The organism is Erwinia persicina, from assembly GCF_014838825.1.
In the GTDB taxonomy this organism is placed as follows: Bacteria; Pseudomonadota; Gammaproteobacteria; order Enterobacterales; family Enterobacteriaceae; genus Erwinia; species Erwinia persicina_A.
The window spans coordinates 341,435-367,764 of record NZ_JACYMO010000004.1 but is presented as its reverse complement, the minus strand read 5'-3'; the positions used below and the strand labels follow the sequence as shown (position 1 = coordinate 367,764).

At 54.1% G+C, this 26,330-nt stretch carries 26 protein-coding genes; 20 read left to right on the top strand and 6 right to left on the bottom strand.

Annotation, left to right across the window (positions count from 1 at the left end; translation table 11 throughout):
* The first annotated feature begins 251 nt into the window (after positions 1–251).
* The 6 genes from IFU29_RS13205 to IFU29_RS13180 all read left to right on the top strand — a co-directional run bounded on the left by IFU29_RS13205 (position 252) and on the right by IFU29_RS13180 (position 6,259).
* Positions 252–938, top strand: coding sequence for a hypothetical protein (locus IFU29_RS13205; protein ID WP_191934321.1), 687 nt, complete (start codon positions 252–254; stop codon positions 936–938).
* Between the two features lie 89 nt (positions 939–1,027).
* On the top strand, positions 1,028–1,729 hold the full coding sequence (locus tag IFU29_RS13200) for a fimbria/pilus chaperone family protein (RefSeq protein ID WP_191934320.1): 702 nt from the start codon (positions 1,028–1,030) through the stop codon (positions 1,727–1,729).
* Positions 1,730–1,732: 3 nt separating this feature from the next.
* Entirely contained in the window at positions 1,733–4,219 is a 2,487-nt protein-coding gene (locus tag IFU29_RS13195; protein ID WP_191934319.1) for a fimbria/pilus outer membrane usher protein, read from the top strand.
* Positions 4,220–4,252: 33 nt separating this feature from the next.
* The gene (locus IFU29_RS13190) at positions 4,253–4,921 is read left to right on the top strand and encodes a DUF1120 domain-containing protein (RefSeq protein WP_191934318.1); all 669 of its coding nucleotides are present in this window, start codon (positions 4,253–4,255) and stop codon (positions 4,919–4,921) included.
* Positions 4,921–5,652: a fimbria/pilus chaperone family protein gene (locus tag IFU29_RS13185; protein ID WP_191934317.1), complete on the top strand. Its 732-nt coding sequence runs from the start codon at positions 4,921–4,923 to the stop codon at positions 5,650–5,652. The genes IFU29_RS13190 and IFU29_RS13185 overlap by 1 nt, the downstream gene beginning before the upstream one ends.
* A gap of 37 nt (positions 5,653–5,689) precedes the next feature.
* Positions 5,690–6,259: a hypothetical protein gene (locus IFU29_RS13180; RefSeq protein ID WP_191934316.1), complete on the top strand. Its 570-nt coding sequence runs from the start codon at positions 5,690–5,692 to the stop codon at positions 6,257–6,259.
* 92 nt (positions 6,260–6,351) lie between these two features.
* On the opposite strand, the gene ppa is transcribed toward IFU29_RS13180, so the two are convergent.
* The gene (gene ppa / locus IFU29_RS13175; protein WP_133842529.1) at positions 6,352–6,882 is read right to left on the bottom strand and encodes an inorganic diphosphatase; all 531 of its coding nucleotides are present in this window, start codon (positions 6,880–6,882) and stop codon (positions 6,352–6,354) included.
* A 971-nt stretch (positions 6,883–7,853) separates the two neighbouring features.
* Here ppa and IFU29_RS13170 point away from each other — a divergent pair.
* The gene (locus IFU29_RS13170) at positions 7,854–9,419 is read left to right on the top strand and encodes a methyl-accepting chemotaxis protein (RefSeq protein ID WP_191934315.1); all 1,566 of its coding nucleotides are present in this window, start codon (positions 7,854–7,856) and stop codon (positions 9,417–9,419) included.
* A 19-nt stretch (positions 9,420–9,438) separates the two neighbouring features.
* Here IFU29_RS13170 and IFU29_RS13165 read toward each other — a convergent pair whose 3' ends face one another.
* A complete protein-coding gene (locus tag IFU29_RS13165; RefSeq protein WP_191934314.1) occupies positions 9,439–10,563 on the bottom strand; it encodes a class II histone deacetylase in 1,125 nt (374 codons plus the stop codon).
* A 145-nt stretch (positions 10,564–10,708) separates the two neighbouring features.
* Here IFU29_RS13165 and IFU29_RS13160 point away from each other — a divergent pair, with 145 nt between their 5' ends.
* Positions 10,709–11,509, top strand: a complete 801-nt coding sequence (locus IFU29_RS13160) for a MoaF C-terminal domain-containing protein (RefSeq protein ID WP_191934313.1) — start codon at positions 10,709–10,711, stop codon at positions 11,507–11,509.
* Positions 11,510–11,578: 69 nt separating this feature from the next.
* Here IFU29_RS13160 and fbp read toward each other — a convergent pair whose 3' ends face one another.
* Complete coding sequence (gene fbp, locus IFU29_RS13155) at positions 11,579–12,577, bottom strand: class 1 fructose-bisphosphatase (RefSeq protein WP_062745606.1); 999 nt, start codon at positions 12,575–12,577, stop codon at positions 11,579–11,581.
* Between the two features lie 166 nt (positions 12,578–12,743).
* Between fbp and mpl the strand changes: the two genes are divergently transcribed.
* Positions 12,744–14,096 (top strand): UDP-N-acetylmuramate:L-alanyl-gamma-D-glutamyl-meso-diaminopimelate ligase, encoded by a 1,353-nt coding sequence (gene mpl, locus IFU29_RS13150; protein ID WP_187509348.1) that lies wholly within the window; start codon positions 12,744–12,746, stop codon positions 14,094–14,096.
* 98 nt (positions 14,097–14,194) lie between these two features.
* On the opposite strand, the gene yjgA is transcribed toward mpl, so the two are convergent.
* Entirely contained in the window at positions 14,195–14,740 is a 546-nt protein-coding gene (yjgA, locus tag IFU29_RS13145; protein WP_191934312.1) for a ribosome biogenesis factor YjgA, read from the bottom strand.
* 150 nt (positions 14,741–14,890) lie between these two features.
* Here yjgA and pmbA point away from each other — a divergent pair, with 150 nt between their 5' ends.
* The 11 genes from pmbA (at position 14,891) to IFU29_RS13090 (ending at position 25,034) form a co-directional block, all read left to right on the top strand.
* Positions 14,891–16,231, top strand: coding sequence for a metalloprotease PmbA (pmbA, locus tag IFU29_RS13140; RefSeq protein WP_191934311.1), 1,341 nt, complete (start codon positions 14,891–14,893; stop codon positions 16,229–16,231).
* 94 nt (positions 16,232–16,325) lie between these two features.
* On the top strand, positions 16,326–16,709 hold the full coding sequence (cybC, locus tag IFU29_RS13135) for a cytochrome b562 (RefSeq protein ID WP_191934310.1): 384 nt from the start codon (positions 16,326–16,328) through the stop codon (positions 16,707–16,709).
* 685 nt (positions 16,710–17,394) lie between these two features.
* The gene (locus IFU29_RS13130) at positions 17,395–17,736 is read left to right on the top strand and encodes a glycine dehydrogenase (protein WP_342214472.1); all 342 of its coding nucleotides are present in this window, start codon (positions 17,395–17,397) and stop codon (positions 17,734–17,736) included.
* 83 nt (positions 17,737–17,819) lie between these two features.
* A complete protein-coding gene (locus tag IFU29_RS13125; RefSeq protein ID WP_062745593.1) occupies positions 17,820–18,179 on the top strand; it encodes an SFCGS family glycine-rich protein in 360 nt (119 codons plus the stop codon).
* The gene (locus tag IFU29_RS13120) at positions 18,179–18,478 is read left to right on the top strand and encodes a DUF4312 family protein (protein ID WP_191934309.1); all 300 of its coding nucleotides are present in this window, start codon (positions 18,179–18,181) and stop codon (positions 18,476–18,478) included. The genes IFU29_RS13125 and IFU29_RS13120 overlap by 1 nt, the downstream gene beginning before the upstream one ends.
* 91 nt (positions 18,479–18,569) lie before the next feature.
* Positions 18,570–19,346 (top strand): DUF4311 domain-containing protein, encoded by a 777-nt coding sequence (locus tag IFU29_RS13115; protein WP_191934308.1) that lies wholly within the window; start codon positions 18,570–18,572, stop codon positions 19,344–19,346.
* Positions 19,347–19,359: 13 nt separating this feature from the next.
* Positions 19,360–20,004 (top strand): DUF4310 family protein, encoded by a 645-nt coding sequence (locus IFU29_RS13110; protein ID WP_191934307.1) that lies wholly within the window; start codon positions 19,360–19,362, stop codon positions 20,002–20,004.
* Positions 20,005–20,049: 45 nt separating this feature from the next.
* Positions 20,050–21,183, top strand: a complete 1,134-nt coding sequence (locus tag IFU29_RS13105) for an amidohydrolase/deacetylase family metallohydrolase (protein WP_191934306.1) — start codon at positions 20,050–20,052, stop codon at positions 21,181–21,183.
* Complete coding sequence (locus IFU29_RS13100; RefSeq protein ID WP_191934380.1) at positions 21,167–22,282, top strand: DgaE family pyridoxal phosphate-dependent ammonia lyase; 1,116 nt, start codon at positions 21,167–21,169, stop codon at positions 22,280–22,282. The genes IFU29_RS13105 and IFU29_RS13100 overlap by 17 nt, the downstream gene beginning before the upstream one ends.
* A gap of 2 nt (positions 22,283–22,284) precedes the next feature.
* Positions 22,285–23,025: a 2-dehydro-3-deoxy-phosphogluconate aldolase gene (gene dagF / locus IFU29_RS13095; protein WP_191934305.1), complete on the top strand. Its 741-nt coding sequence runs from the start codon at positions 22,285–22,287 to the stop codon at positions 23,023–23,025.
* A gap of 98 nt (positions 23,026–23,123) precedes the next feature.
* On the top strand, positions 23,124–25,034 hold the full coding sequence (locus tag IFU29_RS13090) for a PRD domain-containing protein (protein ID WP_191934304.1): 1,911 nt from the start codon (positions 23,124–23,126) through the stop codon (positions 25,032–25,034).
* Between the two features lie 103 nt (positions 25,035–25,137).
* Here the strand turns inward: IFU29_RS13090 and dolP are convergent, their stop codons facing one another.
* Together dolP and diaA are read right to left on the bottom strand one after the other, a co-directional pair.
* Entirely contained in the window at positions 25,138–25,710 is a 573-nt protein-coding gene (dolP, locus tag IFU29_RS13085) for a division/outer membrane stress-associated lipid-binding lipoprotein (protein ID WP_191934303.1), read from the bottom strand.
* Between the two features lie 10 nt (positions 25,711–25,720).
* Positions 25,721–26,311, bottom strand: coding sequence for a DnaA initiator-associating protein DiaA (diaA, locus tag IFU29_RS13080; protein WP_048917381.1), 591 nt, complete (start codon positions 26,309–26,311; stop codon positions 25,721–25,723).
* Positions 26,312–26,330: the final 19 nt, after the last annotated feature.

Sequence of the window (26,330 nt, the reverse complement as noted above, 5' to 3'; positions counted from 1 at the left end):
CGTTGTTGTTTTGTTTCTTTCTTTAATCGTTAATGGATTGCGTTATGATAAGAACTAACTGACGTTTGCTTAAGCAATTATAATGAGTTGATGAACGATTTTTTAATGTCTTTTCATTTACAGGAAACGGAGCATTCAAAGAATAAACGTGGCGAAAAGAGCATTTTTTGCCATCGTTTGTAAAGACGGTCATGTCTGCCACTATTGAGTGGGGTATTGACCTAGGTTTTTGTTATATAAGGGATTATTAAATGAAAAAGATTAACGCTCTTGCCGCATTGGTTATGGGTTTCATTGCTTCAGGGCAGGCGCTGGCGGGTGGAAGCGCAACGCTTAACCTTAAAGCTACCATCGTGCCTGGTGCTTGTAATGTCGAACTTCCTAACGCCTCATTGGAGTGGGATAATATTGACCCTACATCGCTGCACCATGAGCTGTTCACTGAGTTACCTGCGAAGCAGCTGACGCTGAACGTAAATTGTCCGGCAAAAATGATGTTCGCTGTTAAAGCCATTGATAATGCAACGAAGGGTGTTGCACCGTTGGGTCCCGATCCATCACTGAGGGACAGCTATTTTAACTTCACGTCAACCTCTGAGAAAAATGCTCCTGTTGGCGGCTATAGCATTAAAGCGCTGACCGCGGGCAGCACCGCTGATAAAGGCAAAGCAACTGCATTAGTAACCTTCAAAAATGGCAAGTGGAATGAAAAGCCTGCTAATGCAGATTACGCCTACTTCCCTTCTTCCGCTCTCGGGAATGATGCTGCACTGGATATTAGCACCAGCGATAGTCAGACTAAATATCTTCGTGATAGCGCAATGAATAAATCATTTGCATTAGAAATTCATCCTTGGATAGCCCCAGTTGCTGGACCAGCGTGGGGAAATGACGTCGAATTGAAAGGCAGCACCACGTTTGAAGTTGTTTATATTTAATTGAAGTTGCCACCGGCAGTACGGTTCCTTGTAACAAGCCAGAGTGTGTCATGCCGGTGGCTTTTTTATAGAATTCATGGATGAATACTATGTTGATCAAACTTTTTCGGCTATGTCTGTCAATATTTTCTTTAGTCGTTACATTCCCTTCCTGTGCGGTGATGCAGCCGAAAACGTCATTGGTATTAATTCAGGAGGAGGCAGGTGGCGGCAGTATTAACGTGACCAATACCGATGATAAGGATGCATTGCTGTATGTTAAGGTCATTGATCTGTCAGACGATAAACTTCCCCAGCTGATTGTGACTCAACCTGTTATGCGCGTGGCGGCAGGCCAGACTCAGCGAGTACGTTTTGTCTTAACCAGCGATCGTCCGCTCACCACCGAACATATAAAGCGTGTAACGTTTGAAGGTATTCCTCTCACCACCGGGGGCAATAATAGCGTAAACATCAGTATACGGCAGAATCTGCCCGTGATTATCCATCCTGAAGGACTGGCGAGGAATAACACGCCCTGGAAAAACTTACAGTGGCTGGTCAAAAAGGAAAAGCTGACGATACACAATCCTGGTGCCTGGGTGGTCAGATTAGCACCCAACTTCACCCTCCTGCCCGGTAATAAAAAAGTGGCTCTCGGCAAAAGCTACATCCTCCCGGGGGAAACAATATCCGTGGCGTTTTCTGATAAACAAGCGCTGGCAAAAGCCATCAACGTTCGTATTAATACCGTTTCACAGTTTGGGTATGAGGTTGGTAATGTCGAGCTCCCCATCAGCCATGGGGATTAACCTGTGTCGTGCTCTTACCGTTTTAACTCAAATAAATTATGCCACTGTGCGCTGCTCACGGTGGGTGTCCTTACACCAGCTTACCTCTGCGCGCAGGAAAAAACCGAACATTCTCAGCAGCTGCAAAAAGTGCAGGCCTCCTCCGTTTCTCCTGCGACCCTGGCTTCGCGTGATTCTCTGACTGAAACGATCCTTAAGGCCAGAGGGATTGATCCTGCTTTACTGACCCTGCTCGCCAACCAGTCACTCTTTCCCGCCGGACCCGCGCTGGTGGATATCAGCGTCAATGGGGAGTTTCGTGGCGCTTTCGATGTGGAGTTTAATCCGGATGGCAGGTTGTGTTTTACCCCTGAGTTGCTTAATCAACTGGGTTTAAAGCTGCCCAAAAGCGAACCTCTGCCCGATTCAGACTGTTATGACTGGGTGCAGCACGATCCTGCCATCAGCATCCGTTTTGATACGCAAAACCTTTCCGCCAGTCTCGTTGTACCGGAGGAACGCTTACTCCCGAAGGATGAGGCGATCACCGGTGAACCTGGGGGGCTGGGGGCGTTGCTGAACTATAACTATTTCAGTTCGGTAAACCGAAGCAAAGGTAGCAATAATCGTTACAGTTTTCTCACGCTGGAAGACGGTTTCAATGTCTCCAACTGGATGGTGCGCAGCTGGCAGCAGTTTAGTCAGCAGAACGGAAAACTCAGTTCTGATATGAATTCACTGTATGCCGAACGTACCTTTGAACGCTGGCAGAAGCGCTTCCAGGTTGGGCAAATTGGTGTCAGCAATACGCTGTTCGAACTGGGTGATATTAACGGCATTCAGATCATCCCGGATGAGGGATTCCAGCAAGAGAGTGAAACTCAGGGAGTTGTTGAAGGTATTGCGAACACCCCTCAGGCACGGGTAGAAGTGCGCCAGTACGGTATGCTAGTTTATAACACGCTGGTGCCCGCCGGGCCATTTCGCTTAGACCGAATTCCGCTAAAAAACCTTAATAGCGATCTGGATATTACCGTGCTGGAAACCAACGGTCAGCGACAGCAGTTTACCATCCAGGCTAACCGAATGATTGGCGTAAACCCTCGCGGCAGAAGGGGCTTTTCTCTGGCCACCGGCAAGCTTCGCTCTATTGGCGTGGGGCGGTCGGGGGCACCGCGCTTGCTCACCATGAATCAGAACTGGCGACCACTGGGGCGTTTATTGGCACAGACGGGCCTGCTGCTGTCGGATAAATATCAATCTGTGGCGTTGTCGGTGGGTCAGCAGGTGTCGCAGGGGTTACAGCTTGCCGCGCAGATAACGGCAGCCAATGACCGCTATCACGGAGCACGCAGTGCGCGGCTGTCGCTGTCGGCAGATTACCTGCTCACCGAAGCACTTTCGATAGGAGGCAGTGTCAGTAAAAGTACGCCCTCGTTTGCCTCACTTAACCAAGCCAGTATGCCAAACCAGGATTATTACGATAAAGATAATACGCAGTACACGTTATCAGCCAGCTGGGCGACCCCATTGCTAGGCACATTTTCCCTCAGCCATTCTGAAAGCACCAGCTTTGACAGGGCCTCGCCGACGACTCGCTACAATATGGTGAGCTGGGGCACCAACATTAAAAAGATGCTACTGACGGTGAGTTTTTCTCACAGTACGGGCATATATAAAAGCAATAAACAGCTGTCGGTTAACGCCAGCCTTCCTTTAGGCAAGCAATACGTCAACAGCTATTACCGTAGCTCAAGAAAGCGTAGCCAGTTAGGCAGCGAGATCAGCGGTCCTGTTAACCGTGACGTGGGTTACAACCTGTCAACAGAGCGGGATTTGAAACAGCATAGCCAGTCAGTGCAGGGGGGGCTCAGTGCCAACCTGCATTACACCAATTTTTCTGCATCGGCAGGGCATAGCGGCAATCATTCCAGCAACTACTCCGTAAGCGGTAGCGGTGGCATCGCCATAGTGGGTAAAAATATCCTGTTCTCCCCCCTCCCTGTCGGACAGACCTTTGGCATGATCGCTATGAATGAAAGGCTGGCAAACGTGGCGATCAGCACGCCCGGGGGCACCACCTGGACGGATTGGCGGGGGCTGGCGTTGGCACCTCAGCTTCCCGCGTGGCGGCCCGGAAACCTTGATCTGAATACGGAAACGCTGCCGAAAAAAACGGATGTTAATAACGGCCACCACACCGTCACACTTGCGCGGGGAAGCGTGAAGCGCATTAATTACACGGTGTTGACCAGTCGGCGGGTACTGCTGGATCTTACCCTGAGCGATGGCTCGGCGTTACCGCGTGGCAGTAAGGTGATGGATGAGCAGGGCACGCTACTCACGATAGCTATCGATAATGGGCTGGTCTATCTGAATAACTCACCGGAGAAAGCCACGCTGCTGATTGATGTGGCAGGGCGCGATAAGCGCTGCAGCTTTACCTATCGGCTGGAAGATCATCCAGAGGACGGCGGGCCCTATCAGAAAATGAGCGGTGTCTGCATTTAGCTTGTGACCTGTGTCTTAAAAAGGAATTGTGCAATGGAACTGAAAAGAATGCTTTCCGCTATCACACTGCTGACGGGCATGATGCTCAGCACTGTGGTTCCCGCCAGCACCCAGGCCACGTTGCAGATACGAGGTACTATTCAGCCCGCCTCCTGTGATATTCGCTTTGATGGCGGGGGCATACTCGACTGGCAGCAGATTAGCGCTGCCAGCCTCTCATCCTCCAAATCCACCCCTCTGACGACAAAAAACATTAAGCTGAATATTAGCTGTGACACGCCCACGCTATTTGCCGTGCGAGCCAGAGATATCGCTCAAAAAGCTGGGGAAGCGAAGATTGACGGAAAGGCTGCAGAGACCAGTTTCAGCCTCGGAGCGACCGAAGCGGGGAAAAATATCGGTGCGTACCGCATTCATACCCCGGCGGACAGGTCCATGGTGGATGGGCATCCCATGCAAAAAATCACCGTCTCGGCCGATGAAGGGAAAAGCTGGGCAGAGGCGAAGGGAAGTGTGCTGTGGAAGTATCAGGGAGAGGAACTTGTGTCTTTCACCTCCGATATGCTGCGCGTGCCGATACCGGCAAAAAATGTGGTCTTTGATATGAATGTTACCCCCTGGATCGTCGCCCTTGATGCCCTTGGAACATCGGATGAAGTGACGATTGCCGGCAGTGCAACCTTCGATATTGTGTATCTCTGATGGCAGTCATCATCCGTCACTGTATATCCTGGTCTGCGGGTCAATACATACTGTGTAGCCTGCTGGCGCTGTTCATCGCACATCCGGCGGGGGCGGTGATGAAACCTGAAACCTCGATGTTAATGATCAACGAAGAGGCAAAAGGCGGGAGCCTGAACGTCACCAATACCGCAGATCATGAGGCGTTGCTGTATGTGAAGATCTACAGTCTGCCAGACGATCCTCAGCCTCAGCTGCTGGTGACCCAGCCGGTGACCCGGCTGGCGGCGGGTCAGACTCAGCGGCTACGCTTCTTACTGCATAGCCGGGGGCCGCTCAAGACAGAGCATATGAAGCGGGTGATCCTGGAAGGGATCCCGGTACAAGCGCTGAGCGGCAAGAATACGGTGGGCTTAAGCCTCAGGCAGGACCTCCCGATCATTATTCATCCTGCCGGTCTGCCAATGAAGTCCGACCCTTGGGAAGCATTGAAATTCTCGGAAAGGAGCGGCGTATTGACCATTGCTAACCCCAGCTGTTACGTGGTGCGACTGTCACAGACCGTTGTGCTGCTGCCCTCAATGAAAAATATCATGCTGAGTAAAAGCTATATTCTTCCTGGTGAAATACTGACCGTTAAGGGCCAGGATGCCGCTGCTCTGAAAAACAGTAAGCAGATCCAGATCCAGAGCCTGTCAAAATATGGCTATGTCGCGGGTCTGTTTATACAACCGCTGGAGCATCATGGCTAACTTATCTGCTGCATCGCCAGCTTTAACGGGATAACACATGAAGGAACGGAAAATGGACTTTAGGAAACGTTCGCGCCCGCACCACCGTCAAAGGATGCGTCTGATGGCGGTCAGTCTACTGCTATGTTCAGGGTGGGTTCAGGCTGAATGTCGCATCAGCACGGGCACAGGGATGCTGGATTATGGCCAGATAAATACCCAGATCACACGAGGCCCTGATGGAAAACATCACCTGACGTCACGTGCAGCCGTATTCAGGGTGGAGTGCGATGAACCCCGGAAAATTCGACTGGCCTTCAGTGACAGTAGCGGCAGTCAGCGGCAGTTCGCCTTTGGTCGCGACGGTCAACTTGATGCAGAAATTTCTGCGCTGATGCTGGACGATCGTGCGACGGCTTACCGCGATCTTTCTCCACTCTCGGGGCAAAAGAGTGACGTTAGCCGGCAATCAGGCACGCTGCTGCCGGGAAGTGAGATCGAGATTGTCGACGCGGGGCGCCATTTGAACTTTATTGTGACGCTGCATCCTGTGTTTACAGACCAGCTCTTTGCTCTCCAGGATGATTATCGGCCGGGGAATGACATGACGGTATCGATTATCGAATAGCGGAGAAGTGGGATAAAAAAAACACCGCCTTGGCGGTGTTTTTTCAGCGTCAGTGGAAGAGCACCTTCACTGGCACGAGCTGTGCTGGAAGATTACTTCTTCGCCGCGCGCTCGAAGGAAGAGACGATCTCTGCTTTCGCGGCTTCAACGCCTTCCCAGCCATCAACCTTAACCCATTTGCCTTTTTCCAGCGCCTTGTACTGCTCGAAGAAGTGGGTGATCTGGCCGCGCAGCAGTTCTGGCAGGTCGTTCACATCCTGGATGTGCTCGTACTCTTTGCTCAGTTTGCTGTGTGGAACCGCAACAACTTTGGCATCTTCGCCAGATTCGTCGGTCATTTTCAGCACGCCAACCGGACGGCAGCGGATCACAGAGCCAGGCTGTAACGGGTACGGTGTTGGCACCAGGACGTCAACCGGGTCACCATCCAGAGACAGGGTGTGGTTGATGTAGCCGTAGTTGCACGGATAGAACATCGCTGTCGCCATGAAACGGTCAACGAACAGTGCGCCAGTCTCTTTGTCGACTTCGTATTTGATTGGAGAGGCATTTGCCGGGATCTCGATGACGACATAGATATCGTCTGGCAGGTCTTTACCCGCTGGTACCAGGTTCAAGCTCATTATGAATTCCTTCAATCATCTTAGGTTGAGTGCCGGGTATTATAGCCAGGTCATCTTCAAAGTACCTTCCTTTTTCCGCCTTTCAGATTGCTCCGTGCCGGGGCATCAATGACAGTGAAATGCTGCGCTATGCGATGCCCGGCTCACGATGATGGCTAATCCTCCACGTCGGGCTAGGGTATGGAATATTCACTCGGTGCAAAGGGGTGTGGCTCACCGTTGACCATGTTGAATTCAGAGACAATATAACGGCGTCTCATCTTCTTAGTGGGTGAGCGTAAAGCGATATCAACCCGCCTGGCACCTGAGTTCTGCCTTCTTATATCGGCTTTAGAAAAATCAGGGCTGTATTCAACCCGAAAGTACATTTCTCCATTGGGTGACATAGACACCCCCTTGAGTTGCAGACCAAAAGGCAAGTCACTGCCTTTATGGATCCACACTTACGGGGAGATGATCGTGTCGCGAAAAATTTCCTTCGCCATCTCAATCTCGCCCAATGTCATCAGGCGGCAGACTGCCGCTCTTAGTATCATTATCAAACATACAAATCCCTTGGTGTATTTGTGGTTATTTCTCGTGCAGCATAGCAAATGTCTGTTTTGCTAAAAATTCTACAATCTGTGATTTTCTTAGTGCGATGACATGACACTTGTCAGGAGTCTCTTTTCGCCACCGAACAAGACGAGGGCTGTCAGGAGATTAATTTGGTTTATTGATCATTGTTAAATCATTTCTCTTTTTTTACAGGGTTCTAATTCCTCATCGTCTGTATTTTCCTTCAGGTGCATTTCCCTTCTGACGTTTGTCCACAACAAAAGCGTTGAAATGCCCCTAATTCACGCTTACGGGTTTCCTGTTTTGGATCAATTTAATCATTGTTATGGTTAAAGCTGGGTAATGTTATTGCCGATAACCTTGTCGTTTCAGGCACAGGAAATGACCGGACTTCACATTATCGGGAAATAATCATGTTGAAAAGAATCTCAATACGTACGGGTTTGCTGGCGTTACTCGCCCTGATGACCATGCTGCTGTTGGTTGTCAGCGTGATGGGGATTATCGCCATTCAGAAAGGAAATCGCTCACTGGATGTTATCAATCGCATTCAGGGCATTGAATTAAATGCGTTATATATGAGTAACGGCAATCTGCTGCGTGCCCGTGCTACCGCGGCGCTGGCGATACGTAAACTCGAAGTGGGTCTGCCCGATGAAGCAGGTAGCATTGCCACACGCTCTGCCAGCTACGTGGCATTGTCCGAAAACGAGCTGAAACGATTCATTGATGCCGGTACGGTGACAGAGCATGGGAGGGTACTGGCCGAAGCGGTAGTAACGACTCACCGGGACTACGTTGCCAGGGGGATTACCCCTCTCATGGACGCACTGAAAAAACAGAATGCTGACGATTACTACACCGTTCTGGAAGGGGATCTTTCTCATCTCGCGGGGCAATTCTCTACGGCGGTAGGCGCATTCGGCCAGTATGCCGATGAGGTCAGCGAACAGCAGATGGCCCAGGCAGCTCATAACCAAACGCTGATGACAGTGCTGATCCTCGTCAGCGGGGTACTGACGTTGTTGCTGGTGGCGCTGGCATGGATGATCCTGCGCGTCATGCTGCTGAAGCCTCTTGATAGTGCGATTAAACACCTTGAACATGTTGCCGGTGGGGATCTGACTCAGCCTGTGCCGGAAAGCGGTGATAATGAACTGGGGCGTCTGAATGCGGCGCTGGGAGCAATGCAAACGTCTCTTCAGCATTCGGTGGGCCTGGTGCGGGATGCCAGCATTCAGATCGACATTGGCAGCCGTGAACTGGCCTCCGGCAATCTCAACCTCTCACAGCGTACCGAAGAGTCTGCTGCCTCTCTGGAACAGACGGCGGCCAGCATGGAACAGCTCACCGCCACGGTTAAGCAGAACGCCGATAACGCCCAGCAGGCGCATTTACTGGCCAGGGCCGTATCGGATACGGCCGATCGTGGTGCGGAAGTGGTCTGCTATGTCATGGAGAAGATGACAGAGATTTCCAACAGTTCGCAGCGTATTGGCGACATTCTCGGTGTGATTGATGGTATTGCCTTCCAGACCAATATTTTGGCCCTGAATGCGTCAGTCGAAGCGGCACGCGCCGGAGAGCAGGGGCGTGGCTTTGCCGTCGTCGCGACCGAAGTGCGCAACCTTGCCCAGCGAAGCGCAACAGCGGCGAAAGAAATCCGAACCCTGATCAGCGAGTCACAAATCCGCGTCAGTGAAGGTTCAGATATGGCCACCAAAGCCGGTGAAACCATGGACGAAATCTCAACGGAAGTGATGCGGGTGACCACGCTGATGAAGGAGATTTCCAGCGCATCCCAGGAACAGAGCCACGGTATTGAACAGGTAAATCAGGCCGTGACCCAGATGGACGAAGTCGCTCAGCAGAATGCGGCCCTGGTGGAAGAGGCCGCTGCGGCGACTCAGTCGCTGGAAGAGCAGTCTCAGCAGCTGGTTCACACCATGGCCGTGTTTAAGGTGGCACAGACCGCATAAAGCCGAGGGCGGACCCGCTTTATCCGGGCCGCCTGCTGCTGCTGCACTCGGCGCTCAGCTGGTCAAGGGCGTCGCGCTGGAACTGTATAAACGCTTCGCGCGGCTGCTGCTGGCAGATAAACGACAGCAGCGGGTCTTCTACCGCCGTGCGGATCCCGCTTAATGTTTCCATAACTGCCAGCCCGCAGAAGGGCACGTAAGCTTCCGCATAGCCGCCCTCATGGACCATCACCAGCCTGCCGCCGCACAGCTGCGCGGCAGCAGCCATCATGCGCTCCGTCATGGCGCGAAAACTGTCGCTGTGAAGCTGCATGCGGGCCAGCGGATCCAGCGCATTGGCGTCATATCCGCAGGCGATAATGATCAGCTCAGGCTGGAACTGCTCAAGCTGGGGGATAACAATCCGATCCAGGGCATACAGATACGCATCATGACCGCTGCCCGCCAGCAGCGGAATATTGATGTTATAACCCAGACCGGCCCCTGCACCGCGATCGCTCTCACCGGAATACCCCGGCGGAAAACAGCGGTCCTGATGCAGGGAGAAGGTCAGAACATCATTACGCTGCCAGTAGATATGCTGCGTACCGTTGCCGTGGTGCACATCCCAGTCAACCACCGCCACGCGCTGCAAGCCAAAACGGGTTCTGGCGTGTTCAATGGCAATCGGGATGTTGGCCAGAAAGCAGAAGCCCATCGACTGATCCGGCAGACAGTGATGCCCCGGCGGACGCGACAGGGCGTAGGCATTGTCCATTTCTCCGGTCAGTACGGCCCCGACTGCGGCACAGACCAGACCCGCAGAGAGGGCGGCATAGTCATAGCTACCCGGTCCCATTGGCGCATCGAATCCGAGCATCCCGCCGCCGCTGTCGCTGACCTGCCTGAAATGTTGCAGGTAGTGCGCCGGATGGATACGCAGTAAATCCTCTTCACTGGCTGCCGGCGCTGAACGCAGCAGCAGCTGTGCTGACAGCCCGGAGACATCCAGCAGGTTCTTCAGGCGTCGTTTACTTTCCGGTGACTCCGCGTGGCCGCTGCCCGCAGGGGGCTGAACCCATCCGCCCACCGGTAACGTGGTGGCATGAAGCCCGGTGCTGTGCCAGAAGCAGCGTTCATCATAAAAAAAGCCCGTAGTGTTCATTGTGTTCTCTCCCTCATCCTCACCGCAGATCATCCGACTACTGTATTCCTCCGGGCGGCCGATGGCCTCGTCCGGAAGAACGATGGTGTTCAGCAACGGCTGCGGTTAACACTCAGGGGATCTGATCACGCACAGGGAGTACCCCATGAGTCATAACGCGAAATATATTCCGGTAGGCGAGTTGGCCACCTGCTTCGCCCCGGACGGCGATACGTTGCCAGCGGCATCGCCCGGGCAGAGCAAACTGACGTTTTGTTTTCATCATGATGAAGAAGTGCTGTGCCAGTTTTATCCGGACGGAACGCTGACGTGGGGAAGTCAGCCAGCGGTCGCGTTCCGGCTGACTTCATTACGTGACGGTATTGAGTTTATCGACTTTATCGACCACCGCCGGGCGGCATCGACGCTGACGCTGATCTGCGACCATCATCGCGGCTGTTTTACCGAAGTTCGCGGTCAGTTACCCACGCAGCAGCAGGCGCACCTGTCTGCACTCCAGCGCATCAAACTGGGTTTGCCGCTAACCGGAGTCAAGGCGGAGGTGCGTTTTGGCTGGTTTAAGGGAGGGAGCGATATGAACGTGCGCCACACCTTTAGCGATGAACTGACCGGGATGCGCAACCAGTATCGTTACAGTCCGAACGAGTGTTACGAGCATCTTTATCTGAACGCTGACTGTTACGCCTGGCACTGTCTGCAGGGGGGGGAACAAGGACTGGCCGATGTTGATCGCTGTCAGACCGTGAAAATAGACGACCGTCTGTATCTGTTTATCTGGCAGGAAAAGGTGGTACCCACGCTGGGCGTGGTGCTGATTGATCTGCAAGCCGCACGGACCGACGGCAAGATCTTCGGCTACCAGCAGGACGATTTTAAGCGGTTGAGCAATTTCGCCATGGGTGCGGCGCTGAAAGTGATAAATGTCACTCCCCGTTCTGCGGAATGACGTCTTTTTTCAGCGAGTTCTGCTCAAAGGCCCATCTGAACAGCCGATGGGCCTCCGCGCGCGTGGCTATCAGTTATCCGGGAACTCACGCAGGAAGCGTTCGGTATCTTCCACCATGTGGTCGTTGCCGACAAAGAACGGCGAGCGCTCATGCAGGCTTTGCGGCACCAGGTCCAGAATACGGTTTTTACCGTCAGAGGCTTTACCGCCTGCCTGCTCCGCCAGGAATGCCATCGGGTTGCACTCATACAGCAGGCGCAGTTTGCCCTTAGGGTGGCTGGCCGTGCTTGGATAGAGATAGATCCCGCCTTTCAGCAGGTTGCGGTGGAAGTCAGCCACCAGCGATCCGATATAGCGTGAGGTATAAGGACGGCGCGTGGCGGCATCCTCTTCCTGACAGAATTTCAGGTACTTTTTCACCCCCTGTGGGAAGCGAATGTAGTTACCTTCGTTGATGGAGTAGGTGTAACCCTTTTCCGGGAAGGTCATACGTTCCGCACTCAGGCAGAAAACGCCCAGCGACGGATCATAGGTGAAGGCATGTACGCCACAGCCGGTGGTATAAACCAGCATGGTCGATGAACCATACACCACATAACCCGCAGCAACCTGCTGGCTGCCTGGCTGCAGGAAGTCTTCTTCCGTGACCGGCGTACCTGGTGGGGTAATACGGCGGTAGATAGAGAAAATAGTTCCGACAGAAACGTTTACATCAATGTTTGAGGAGCCGTCGAGAGGGTCCATCAGCACCACGTACTTGCCGTTTTCTACGCCTTCGAAGATGACGATCTCATCTTCTTCTTCAGACGCGATACCCGCGACAATGCCACGTGCCTTCAGTGCGGCTTTCAGCTTTTCATTGGCGAAGAGATCGAGCTTCATCTGCTCTTCGCCCTGAATGTTCTCAGCGCCGCTGGCACCCAGAATATCGACCAGGCCAGCCTTGTTGATATCGCGGTGGATGATCTTGGCACCCAGCTTGATCGCGGAGATCAATGCGGTCAGTTCACCTGTGGCGTGCGGAAAGTCGTGCTGTTTCTCGACGATAAATTCGCCTAACGTTTTCATAACACAATCCCTGAATCTGCGGTTGAGCAGCAGCTTGATTCACAAACTGCCAACGTATGCGTACGCAGTTTAGCCGATTGAACGCGAAAGAACATAGGGCAAATCCGTTTCTTCCGCACGTTGGGGGCGGTACACTAGGGCAGAACTTTTACGAAACGGACCTTTTATGCGTATTCATATCCTCGGTATCTGCGGCACCTTTATGGGTGGACTGGCGATGCTGGCCCGTGAGCTTGGCCATGAAGTGACCGGCTCAGATGCTAACGTTTATCCGCCAATGAGTACGCTGCTTGAAAAGCAGGGTATTGATTTAATTCAGGGTTATGACGCTTCACAGCTCGACCCCGCCCCGGATTTGGTGATCATTGGCAATGCGATGACCCGGGGTAACCCGTGCGTGGAAGCCGTGCTGGAGCGCAACATTCCCTATCTGTCCGGCCCCCAGTGGCTGCACGATTTTGTGCTGCGCGACCGTTGGGTGCTGGCGGTGGCGGGCACCCACGGAAAAACCACGACGGCAGGCATGGCAGCGTGGATTTTACAGGCCTGCGGCTATGAGCCGGGCTATGTGATCGGTGGCGTACCGGGAAATTTCGAGGTATCGGCAACTTTAGGAAAAAGCCCATTCTTCGTTATTGAGGCCGATGAGTATGACTGTGCGTTCTTCGACAAACGTTCCAAGTTTGTACATTACTGCCCGCGCACACTGATCCTCAACAATCTCGAATTTGATCACGCGGATATTTTTGATGATCTGCGCGCCGTGCAGAAGCAGTTCCACCATCTGGTGCGCATCGTACCGGGGCAGGGCAAAATTATCCTGCCTGAGCACGACGCGAACATTAAGCAGGTGATGGCGATGGGCTGCTGGAGCGAGCAGGAAACCGTCGGCGAGAACGGTCACTGGCTGGCAAAGAAGCTGTCACCGGATGCCTCCCACTGGGAAGTTTTACTGGACGGTGAGCGTGTGGCCGAAGTGAACTGGTCGCTGGTCGGTGAACACAACATGCATAACGGCATGATGGCGATTGCCGCGGCGCGTCACGTGGGCGTGAAGCCTGAGGACGCGGGCCGGGCGCTGAACGACTTTATTAATGCCCGGCGTCGCCTGGAACTGCGTGGGGAGAGCAATGGCATCAAGGTGTACGATGACTTTGCCCATCACCCGACGGCTATTCTTGCCACGCTTGCGGCGCTTCGCGGAAAAGTCGGCGGTACGGCACGTATTCTTGCCGTGCTGGAGCCTCGCTCGAACACCATGAAAATGGGGGTCAGTAAGGACGATCTGGCACCGGCACTGGGACGTGCAGATGAAGTGTTCCTCTATCAGCCGCATCATATTCCCTGGCAGGTTGCCGAAGTGGCTGATGCCTGCATCCAGCCAGCACAGTGGAGTGCGGATATTGATACGCTGGTAGAAATGATCGCCAAAAAAGCCCAGCCGGGGGATTCTATCCTGGTGATGAGCAACGGCGGTTTTGGTGGGATACATCAGAAGCTGTTAGATCGCCTGGCGTAAGACGTGTTGTAGCGTGATTGAAAGGGCCGACCGGAAAACGACTGGCCCCTGAGCGCAGGGGCAGACCCGTTTTTTCGGGCTGCCCTGATCGTGCGTCATTACAACGCGGTGGCCAGCTCACGCAGATACTGGAAAATCTGGCGGTACGCTTTCGGTGGCTTGTTGGTGGCTTTCTCTTTCTGTGCGTTACGGATCATGGCACGCAGCTGCTGGCGGTCGGCATCCGGATAGAGGTTCAGCACCTCAGGGATCGCGTCATCACCCTGTTCAACCAGGCGGTCACGCAACACTTCCAGCTTGTGGAACAGCGCAACCTGCTGGTTGTGACGGTTTTTCAGCTTATCCAGTGCCGTACGGATCGGCTCTTCATCACGCGAACGCAGCATTTTACCGATCAGCTGCATCTGGCGACGGCGGCCTTCTTTCTTAATCTTCTGCGCCAGCTCAATCGCGGCACGCAGATCTTCATCCAGTGGGATCTTGTCCAGGGAGTTTTTCCCCAGTTCCACCAGTTCACCCCCAAGGCGCTTAAGCTCCTCGGCATCACGTTTTATTTCACTTTTACTGACCCAGATAATCTCATCATCTTCTTCTTCTTCGTTATCGGGTACATCATCGAGCCAGTCGTCGGGCTGCTTGGTCATTGGTACGGCTCCTGAAAAAGAGGCTAATGCTATCAGGTTACGAGGCTACTGCGAAATTGTTCTCTGAGTCTGTTAGACTCAAAATAATCTTTACCACCTTGAGAACGGTTTTCTCAGCAGGTATTTATCAACTTATTATACGGCAGGTCGATGAAATTACTCTCCCAAGTTGCAGAACAGCGTAAAACCCTGGAACAGGCGATAGCGACGGCACTCGAACTGGCAAAGGCCAGCAGCGACGGAGCAGAAGTCGCGGTAAGCAAAACCACTGGCATCAGCGTCAGCACACGCTATGGTGAAGTGGAAAATGTCGAATTCAACAGCGATGGTGCCCTGGGCATCACCGTTTACTACCAGGACCGTAAAGGCAGCGCCTCCTCAACCGACCTCAGCCCGGATGCGATTAAGCGTACCGTGCAGGCGGCGGTAGACATTGCCCGCTACACCTCACCGGATCCTTACGCGGGCGTGGCGGATCGTGAACTGCTGGCGTTTGATGCGCCGGATCTCGATCTGTTTCACCCGGCTGAGATCGACGCCGATCGTGCTATTGAGCTGGCCGCGCGCGCCGAACAGGCCTCACTGAAGGCCGATAAGCGCATCACTAATACCGAAGGCGGCAGCTTTAACAGCCACGTAGGGATTAAAGTGTTCGGTAACAGTCACGGCATGCTTCAGGGCTACTGCTCCAGCCGGCACTCCCTTTCCAGCTGTGTGATCGCGGAAGAGAACGGCGGTATGGAGCGCGATTACGCTTACACCATTGGCCGCGCTATTGGCGATCTCGACTCTCCGGAAGCCGTAGGTGAAGCGTGCGCACGCCGCACGCTGTCGCGCCTCTCTCCGCGTAAGCTGTCCACGATGAAAGCGCCGGTGATGTTTGCCGCCGAGGTCGCGACCGGCCTGTTTGGCCACCTGGTCGGCGCCATCAGCGGCGGCAGCGTGTACCGTAAATCCACGTTCCTGCTCGACTCGCTCGGACAGCAGATCCTGCCGGAATGGCTGACCATTGAAGAGCACCCGCATTTACTGAAAGGACTGGCTTCCACGCCCTTCGACAGCGAAGGCATCCGCACCCAGCGCCGCGACATCATTAAAGACGGTGTATTGCAGACCTGGCTGCTGACCAGCTACTCCGCGCGCAAGCTTGGTCTGCAGAGTACCGGACATGCTGGCGGCATTCACAACTGGCGCATTGCCGGTCAGGGACACAGCTTTGAAGAGATGCTGAAACAGCTGGGAACCGGACTGCTGGTCACGGAACTGATGGGGCAGGGCGTGAGCGGGATCACCGGTGATTATTCCCGTGGCGCGTCCGGTTTCTGGGTGGAGAATGGCGTGATCCAGTATCCGGTCAGTGAGATCACTATTGCCGGTAATCTGAAAGATATGTGGCGCAACATGGTCAGCATCGGCAGCGATATTGAAACGCGCAGCAATATCCAGTGCGGATCCGTTTTGTTACCAGAAATGAAGATCGCCGGGCAGTAATTTCCGGATTTACGCGTATGCTGAAAAGGCGGCGGTGAAAACAGCCGCCTTTTTCATGCCTGAACGATACCCATTTATAAAAATAGGATCTGAGATGCGTAAATTATTGATTGCAATGTTGAGCTCTACCCTGTTGTTTAGTTCCACGCTGCTGGCACAGGGCCTGGAAGGGGATATGGATATCCTGAAAGGCGCATATCGCACGGTGCAGAAAACCGACGATAAAGCCGAAATGGTTAAAGCATTAACCGATATGCGCTCTGCGGCGGAAAACGCCAAAACCCAGACCCCAGACAAGCTGGAAGGTCAGGCCGCGGGGAGTGCGGAAATGAAGGATTACCATGCGCAGCTGGATAAACTGATCGGCCAGATTGATACCAGCCTGAAGCTGGCAAACGGAGGGGATCTGTCAGGGGCAAAAGAAGAAGCGAAGAAGTTTGCTGCGACACGTGATGAGGGGCATAAAAAGTTTCGCTGACCGACCCGGCCAGTTTGGCAGTTGGTTGGCCTGAACGTGGGAGGCGATAGCAGTGCGATCGCCTCTTTTAACAGCGTTCTGGTGATGCGGCAGAGAAATTATAATATATCGCAACCTTAAATTTTTCTGGCGTGTTTATCTGACCTTTTGGGTAATACAAATAAAAGCGACAGTTATCACCACAGGCAGTGATCTATAATATTTTCAATTAGTGGTTGTGGTATTTTTCTTTGTCTCAACGGCCATTTTACTCTGACGAAATCCCGTGTAGCAGCCATTTTTCGTATGTCATTGACGTTATTTTTAGGTTCACTCTTGTTGTTACTCACCCAGCAGAACGATCGCATGGCGATAAATCAGCCCGTGATAAAAAACGGGCTTCTCTGTTTTCTGAAAAACTATTTCCCTCTGCTTTGGGGAGCGGGTCATAAGCTTTACTTCTATTTTCGTCATTACCCGGGCCAAAATTTTCCTTCTATTTCACCCCCGCTGCGTCTTTTATGCAAATACTCCATCTGTATGTGATTTATCTCTCATTTTAAAACCCAGCGTGCGCGTTTCAACGTTTTTGCGACATCAAACCAGCGCTGTGCGTTTATTTCCACTTCCATGTGGAAAAAGTCGTTCTACACAGAAAGGCAGGGGGCAGGTAGTTTACTCCTGAGCTTATTAAAAGGGGACGAATGTGAGTAACGGGACAGCGCCAGCGGGCGCGGCAACACAACAGGATGACGCGATTCAGGCGCTGGCTGCGCAGGTTATGGGGAAGATTGCCCATCTGTTTTCCGCCAGAAATATTCATCCTAACCCTGTACAGCAACAGATGCTGACCTCGCATGTGCGGGCGATGGCGCTCCGCTCGGTCACTGGCGAGGGCTTACCTGACGTCGAGGCCGAACTGTTTGAGGATATTTCGTCACAGTCGATGACGCTGGCGCAGCAGGTTGTCGACCTGTTTGGCAATCTGCCGAAAGAAGAGGCCTGGCTGCTCTCTGTTCATTTCGAAGTCGCAAAAGAAAATGCCTAAATTCGGGTCGGCTTGCCCGACCCCGACAAAATACCCAGGAGCGGGACATGTCCCGTCTGAAGCCATTAAAAAAGGAAAACAACATGTCTCAAATTATCGTAGTCATTGGCGATCGTTTAGGTAAAGGCCAGAAAGTCGCAGCAGGGATTGAGAAAGCCGGCGGTAAGGCTATCGTGGTGCCGGGCGTGGCGGCAGATATGAAATTGGGTGATGTGATGAAAGCAGAAAATGCCAGCTTCGGTATCTCTTTCTGTGGCAGCGGCGGTGCCGGTGCGATTACCGCGCAGAACAAATATGGCTATAAAGCAAAACACGGTATGCGCTCAATTGATGAAGGTGTTACCGCCATCAATGAAGGGGCTAACGTGCTTGGATTCGGCTTTATGGATAAAGAAGAACTGGGTGAGCGTCTGGTGCAGGCGTGGCAGAAGAAGCACGGCTGATGAAAGAACAATTCACCACCACGGTGAGCGTGAGCGGAAAAGGCGACAGTAAAGGCAAAGCCTTTGCCGATGCCCTGAGCCGGGTGCAGAACACCGTGCTGAAATCCACCAGCAAAATTCTCCTGCGTATTGAGCCCGTTGAGGTCAAGGTGCTGCGGGCGAACGTGCGGGTCAAAACGGAAAAGTTTCTGTTCTTTTTTCTGGCGCGTGAAAGACGGTTGTACAGCGTCGACCTGGAGATCACCGTCAACGTCGTGGTGGTGGATACCGATAAAGTGGATTTCACTGTTTCCGGATAAAAATCGTCGGGGACAGACCTCCACGCCCTCGGGCAGCAGCGATGCTTCCGTCGTCTGAAAGACGCAGAGGTTATAACAAAAGGAAAGGCTGATGTTCCTAATCATCTTATTTAAATCATTGATTATTGGCGGTCTGGTTGGCGTCGGTGTGGGGGCCGGGGCAGCACGTATGTTCCATGCACCCACCACGCAGGGCATGGGCGCATTTCGTACACTGGGTGAACTGAACTCCTGTGAGGGCGATCCGGCCTCTCACTTCTCCTTCGGCCTTGGCTTCTTCTTTAACGCCTGGGCTTCCTCCGTGGCGGCGGGGTCATTCACTCAGGACGTAGACCACCGCATTATCCCCAACTGGGGCGCAGCGGCCCTGATGGTGAAAAACCGTAATGTCGCCGACACGCTGCATAACCCGAAGAAGATGGCGATTGCCTGCGGCATCATCGGCATGATCGTGGTCGCATTTCTCAACTCCACCGCATCTGCCGTACCGGCAGCCCTGCAGGTGACGGCGGTAAAAGTGCTGGTACCGGCGGCTAACCTGCTGGTGAATACCGTGATGCCGGTGATCTTCTGGCTGGCAGCGATCGATGCCGGTAAGAAATCGGGTTTCTGGGCGACCATTTTTGGCGGTCTGGCGCAGTTGATTATGGGGAACGCCGTACCGGGTCTGGTGCTGGGAATCCTGATTGGTAAGGGCGTAGAGGAAGCGGGCTGGAACCGGGTAACGAAAGTGATGATGGTGGCCATCGTCCTGCTGTTCGTTCTCAGCGGCTTCTTCCGTGGCTTTGATATGAAGCTCCTGGAATCCTTCCAGCTGGGTGTGCCTGGCTGGCTGGAAATGATCCACAACTCCCTGAGTGGCAAATAAGAGGACGAGGGTAATGGAAGAGTCAAAAAGTGGTTTCTGGTATGCCGACTGGTCATTTCCAATCTTTGTCGGCCTGCTCTCTTCGGGCGTCTTTGCCGGTACGCATATGTATTACGTGTACGGACTGGGGGCATTTAACGAAGTGGCCTTTGTCTCCATGCTGCGTGCGGGGATGGAAACGGGCGTGTACGGTGCGGTAGCAGCCTTTGGTGCCAGCTTCCTGTTTGCACGCATTATTGAAGGTTCGCTGGTGGGGATCCTTGATATTGGTGGGGCGATCCAGACCGGGATTGGCCTGGGCGTGCCGGCGCTGCTGTTGGGGGCGGGGTTTATCTTCCCGGTTGCGAACTTCGCGGCCTCACTGGTCACCGGACTGGCGCTGGGCCTGGCAGTGGGATACCTGATTATCCTCGCACGCAAATTCACCATCAGCAACAGCGACTCCACGTACGGTGCCGACGTCATGATGGGCGCGGGTAACACCTCCGGCCGCTTCCTGGGACCGTTGATTATCCTGTCTGCTATGGCAGCGTCCATTCCGATTGGCCTCGGATCGCTGGTCGGTTCCCTGCTGTTTTATCTGTGGAACAAGCCGATTACCGGCGGGGCCATTCTGGGTGCGATGGCGCTGGGGGCGATGTTCCCTGTGGCGCTGTAACTGACTTTCGTGGCGGCAGGACGTCGCCACGCAGAGGAGTCTGCAATGTTTGATTTGATTATCCGGCAGGCCCGTCTTAGCGACGGGACGCTGAATGATGTTGCCATCAGCAACGGTAAAATTGCTGCGACAGGCCAGGTGGCGGGCCCGGCAAAACAGGAATGGGATCTGGCGGGTCGTTACTGGCTCAGTGCGGGCTGGATTGACTCACACGTTCACTGCTACCCGAAATCGCCCATTTACCATGATGATGCCGACCGCATCGGCGTGGAGACCGGGGTGACCACGGTTGTGGATGCCGGCAGCACCGGGGCCGATGATATTGATGATTTTTACCAGCTGACCCGCCGTGCCAGCACCCGGGTTTACGCCCTGCTGAATATCGCCCGCAGCGGCATTCTGACGCAGAACGAACTGGCAGATATGGCGCGTATTGACGCCGGAGCGGTGAGCGCAGCGGTACAGCGCCTGCCAGATTTTATTCTGGGCCTCAAAGCACGTATCAGTAGCAGCGTCGTGGAACAAAACGGTATTAAACCGCTGGTGCGCGCTAAGGCGATGCAGCGGGAAAACGGCGGTCTGCCGCTGATGGTGCATATTGGTAATAATCCGCCGAATCTGGATGAAATCGCAGATTTACTCACCTCTGGCGATATCATTACCCACTGCTTTAACGGCAAACCCAACCGCATTCTCACCCCGCAGGGGCAGCTCAGGGCGTCTGTTACCCGTGCGCTCGAGCGAGGAGTCCGCCTCGACGTCGGGCATGGCTCGGCCAGCTTCAGCTTTGAGGTCGCCCGGGTAGCGATTGCCCTTGGCATTCTTCCGCAAACCATCAGTTCAGACATCTACTGCCGTAACCGGCTTAACGGCCCGGTGTATTCCCTGGCGCATGTGATGTCGAAATTTTTATCGATCGGTATGACCCTGCCGCAGGTGATTGACTGCGTGACCCGTCACGCCGCTGACGGGCTGCGTCTGAAGGGCAAAGGGCGGCTTGTTCCGGGGCAGGATGCCGACCTTACCCTGTTTGACGTGAAGCAGGAAACCTGCCTGTTCAGTGATTCAGACGGCCAAACGCTGTCTGGAGAAACGCAGCTGATACCGCTGGCCGCCGTGGTGAATGGCCGCATATTCGTGACTAACGAAGGGAAAAAACGTGATGACTTTAGTGTATGAAAAATATGGCTTAAAGCAGGTCATAAATGCCTCCGGCCGCATGACCATTCTCGGTGTGTCCACCCCGAGCGCGGATGTGGTTGATACGGTGAGTTATGGCCTGAATCACTACTTTGAGATGAAAGATCTGGTCAATAAAACCGGTGCCTACATCGCCGGGCTACTCGGCTGTGAGGCGGCGGTGGTGGTGTCCTGCGCCTCAGCCGGTATCGCACAGTCGGTGGCGGCGGTGATCGTAAAAGACAACGACTGGCTGCTGGAAAATCTGCATGTGGCCCCGCTGACGGTTCCTCATGATATCGTCCTGCCGAAGGGGCACAACGTCAATTACGGTGCCCCGGTGGGGACAATGGTAGCGATGGGTGGCGGCAGGCTGGTGGAGGCGGGCTACGCCAACGAGTGTTCGCCGGACCAGCTTGCGGCAGCCATCACCCCGCAAACGGCGGCGATCCTCTACATCAAATCCCATCACAGTGTGCAGAAGAGCCATCTGAGCGTGGAACAGGCTGCCGTGGTGGCGCGTAAACACGGCGTGCCGCTGATTGTTGATGCCGCCGCTGAGGAAGATTTGCAGGTGTATTACGGCTATGGCGCTGATCTGGTGATTTACAGCGGCGCGAAAGCCATTGAAGGCCCGACCAGCGGGCTGGTAACGGGTAAAACCCAGTACGTTGAGTGGGTCAAACGCCAGTCGAACGGCATTGGCCGTGCGATGAAAGTCGGCAAAGAGGGGATCCTCGGTCTGACTCACGCGATTGAAAACTACCTGCGCATGGAGAAGGTGACCGGCGCGCAGATGGTGGAAAAAATGACGCCGTTTATCGACAGCCTTAACCAGCTGCCGGGCATTCAGGCGCGCACGGTGTGGGATGCCGCCGGCCGGGATATTGCCCGTGCCGAAATTCACTTTGATGAAGCCGTCATCGGGCATACCACCGGAGCGATCGTACAGGCGCTGAAAACCGGTGACATCGCGATCTATTTCCGCGGCTATAAAGCCAACGAAGGTATTGTTGAAGTGGATGTACGCAGCGTTTCAGCCGACCAGCTGCACACCATATTTGTCTGTATTCAGGCACTGTTAACCAAGGAGAAATAAGCATGACGCTGACACCAAAATTTTACCGCGACCGGGTATGCCTCAACGTGCTTGCCGGGTCCAAGCAGAACGCCCGCGATATCTGGGAAGCCGCAGAGGGCCACGTACTGGTCGGCGTGCTATCTAAAAACTATGTCGATGTGGCGAGCGCCGTCGCGGATATGCGTGAATACGCCGCCCTGATCGACAACGCGCTCTCGGTCGGGCTGGGCGCGGGCGATCCGAACCAGTCTGATATGGTTAGCGCGATTTGTGGCCAGGTTCAGCCACAGCACGTTAACCAGGTATTTACTGGCGTGGGAGCCAGCCGGGCGCTGCTTGGACAGGCTCAGAGCGTCGTCAATGCGCTGGTATCACCCAGCGGTCAGATCGGCCAGGTGAAGATCTCCACCGGGCCACTGAGTTCGCGGGCCGCTGACGGGGTGGTTCCGGTCGCCACCGCCATTGCTATGCTGAAAGATATGGGCGGCAGCTCCATTAAATATTTCCCGATGGACGGTCTGACGTTTATTGACGAGTTCAAAGCCGTTGCGAAGGCCTGCGCCGAACATGATTTCTGGCTGGAACCAACGGGCGGTATCGATCTGGATAATTTTGAAACGATCCTGCAGATCGCGCTGGATGCGGGCGTCAGTAAAATTATTCCGCATATTTACAGCTCAATCATTGATGACGCATCCGGGCTGACCCGGCCAGAGGATGTGGCAACGCTGCTGGCCATGACGAAAAAGTTAGTGGGTTAATGTTGTCCCTGCACCCCGGCGATGCCGGGGTGTACTATTTTTTCATTAAAAAATAAGTTACGTTTTCCTCTGGATAATTGCTTAAAAAAGGGTGCCCTGTGAGATTCCCTAACCAACGCCTGGCGCAGCTGTTTGATCTGTTGCAAAACGAAACGCTGCCGCAGGATGAGCTGGCGCGTCGTTTTGACGTCTCCACGCGCACGGTACGTACTGACATTACCGTCCTCAACGAGCTGCTGGCCGATCATGGTGCCAGCCTGGTGCTAAACCGCGGGGCTGGTTATCAGTTAAAAATTAGCGACGCGCTGCGCTATACCCTGCTGCTGCAACAGTCGCCCTCCCATTTACGTGTGCCGCGCACTTCGCCCGAGCGGGTGCATTACCTGCTGACCCGTTTTCTTACCTCGGCTTTTTCCCTGAAACTGGAAGATCTGGCAGACGAGTGGTTTGTCAGTCGCACCACGTTGCAAAGCGATATGGCCGAGGTCAGAGAATGGCTGGCGCGTTATCAGCTGGCGATTGAGACCAAGCCACGCTACGGCATGAAACTGTTTGGCACGGAAGTGGCGATGCGTACCTGCCTCACTGACCTGCTGTATCAGATCGCACAAGAGGACGGCGACAGTCCCCTGCTGCGGCTGGAAGCACTGAACCACGGCATGCTCGAGACGCTGCAACCGCTGCTGCAGCACTGCCTTTCTCGTTTTAATATTCGCCTGACCGACGAGGGCGAGTTCTATCTGCGGCTTTACTGCGCCGTTGCGGTACGCCGCATGACTGAAGGCTACCCGCTGACGGATTTTGCTGCGGAAGATGTGGCTGAAGAGGTGCGAAGCGCCGCCCGTCATATTGTTAACCTGATGAGGCCGATCACCGGGAAAGCTATCTCACCGGCAGAGGAGGCTTATCTGTGCGTTAATATTGCCGCGCGCAGAGTGGAGGACAGCGCGGCCAGTGTGATCAGCCCCGATGACGGCGACTCGCTGGTGAACTACATCCTCAGCTATATCAACACCCACTATAATTTCAACCTCCAGGATGATCCCCAACTCCATGCCGACCTGTTGACGCATATTAAAACGATGATCACCCGGGTGCGTTATCAGATCCAGATCCCAAACCCGCTGCTGTCCAACATCAAGCAGCACTATCCAATGGCCTGGGATGTGACGCTGGCTGCAGTCTCCAGCTGGGGGAAATATACGCCCTATGCCATCAGCGAAAATGAGATCGGTTTCCTGGTGCTGCATATCGGGGTGGGGCTGGAGCGTCATTACAACGTCGGCTACCAGCGTCATCCGCAGGTCCTGCTGGTGTGCGATACCGGTAATTCCACCGTGCGGATGATCGAAGCGATGCTGCTGAGAAAATATCCTCAGATTGTCGTGCGTAATACGCTGTCACTGCGCGAATACGAACTGAAGGAGAGTGTGGAAGAGGACTTCGTTATTTCCACCGTGCGCCTGAGCGACAAAGATAAGCCGGTGGTGGTGATGTCCCCGTTCCCCACTGAATACCAGCTGGAGCAGATCGGTAAGCTGGTGCTGCTTGACCGCACGCGGCCGTACATGCTGGAGAAATTTTTCGATGCCAGCCATTTCCTGATCCTCGACCAGCCCATGGATCGCAGCGATCTGTTCCGCCAGCTTTGCAGTGAACTGGAACGGGAAGGTTGGGTCGATAAGACCTTTTATCCCTCGGTGGAAGAGCGCGAGGCGATCGTCAGCACCATGCTGGGTGAGGGGATCGCTCTGCCACACTCGCTGGGATTGCTGGCCAAAAAAACCTGTGTCTACACCGTGCTGGCACCGAAAGGCATTGCGTGGGGTGACGAGACGGCCTACGTGATTTTCCTGCTGGCGATCAGCAAAACGGAATATGAAGAAGCAATGGCAATTTACGATCTGTTTGTGACTTTTATGCGGGAAAGGGCAATGACCCGGCTGCGTGACAGCAAGGACTTTGCCAGTTTTAAGGCGGTAGCGATGGATTGTTTAAGCCGGTTATAAGGCGTCTTGTGTCACAGGGGATGACCTTCTTTCTCGGTCAACCCCTGTGGTTCAGGCCTCACGCTGCGTAGGGGCCGACCTTTTCCGGTCGCCCCGCACAGGCTTACTTCAGAATGGTAAACGCAGTGGTGACGTGTGTGACGCCGCTCACCCGGCTGGCGATATCGGCTGCGGCTTTGGCTTCCGCGTCGGTCACCAGGCCCAGCAGGAACACTTCGCCATTTTCTGTGGTGACTTTCACATTGGACGATTTCACCTGATCACTACTCAGCAGCTGTGAGCGCACTTTCGTGGTGATCCAGGTATCCGAGGAGGCCGTACCAAAGCTGACTCTGCTCCCGGTGCGGATTTCGTTATACACCTCGGTCGCCCCGTCAACGCCCACAGCAATCTGTTTGGCGCGCAAAGCAAGATCGCTGCTCGGAGCCTGGCCCGTCAGCAGCACTTTGCCCTGATAAGCGGTGGCCACGATATGGGTATTCTGTTTGATCTGTTCGTCTTTGGACAACGCGTTGGTTACCCGCAGTTCTAATGTCCCGTCATCAACCTGAGTGCCTACGGAGCGGGGGTCAGTCGCGCTTTTCGTGGCAACGGCTGCACTGCCGACAACGGCAGCCACACAGCCCTGTAACAGTAACGCGGTTAGGATAACTGCACATGCAGATAATGCCTTCATTTAAGCTCCTTTAAACATCCTGGTGGGGAAACAAAGTGTTATCTATTAAATCGCACAGACAATTCACGGTTAACATATGCATTTCCTGAATTCTCGCACTGCGATGCGAGGGAATACGGATCTCCACATCCTGGGGACCCAGCAGACCGGCGAGCTCACCGCCATCGTAGCCGGTCAGCGCGATAATCGTCATATCACGCGTAACCGCTGCCTCTACGGCTTTGACAATATCACGGCTGTTACCGCGGGTTGATATTGCGAGTAAAATATCGCCGGCGTGGCCCAGGGCGCGCACCTGCTTGGCATAAATCTCTTCATGCAGACGATCGTTACCAATGGCGGTCAGCAGCACGTTATCCGCGCTGAGGGCAATGGCTGGCAGGCTTGGACGTTCGGTTTCAAAGCGGTTGATCATGCTGGCAGCAAAATGCTGGGCATTGGCGCTGGAGGTTCCGTTACCACAGCTCAGGATTTTGTTGCCATTCAGCAGCGACTGCACCATGGTCATCGCCGCGCGTGATATCGCATCCGGCAGCGCTTCTGCCGCTGCGATCTGCGTTTGAATACTTTCGGTAAAACAGACTTTAATTCTTTCCAGCACGTCATTCACCTGGTTAGTT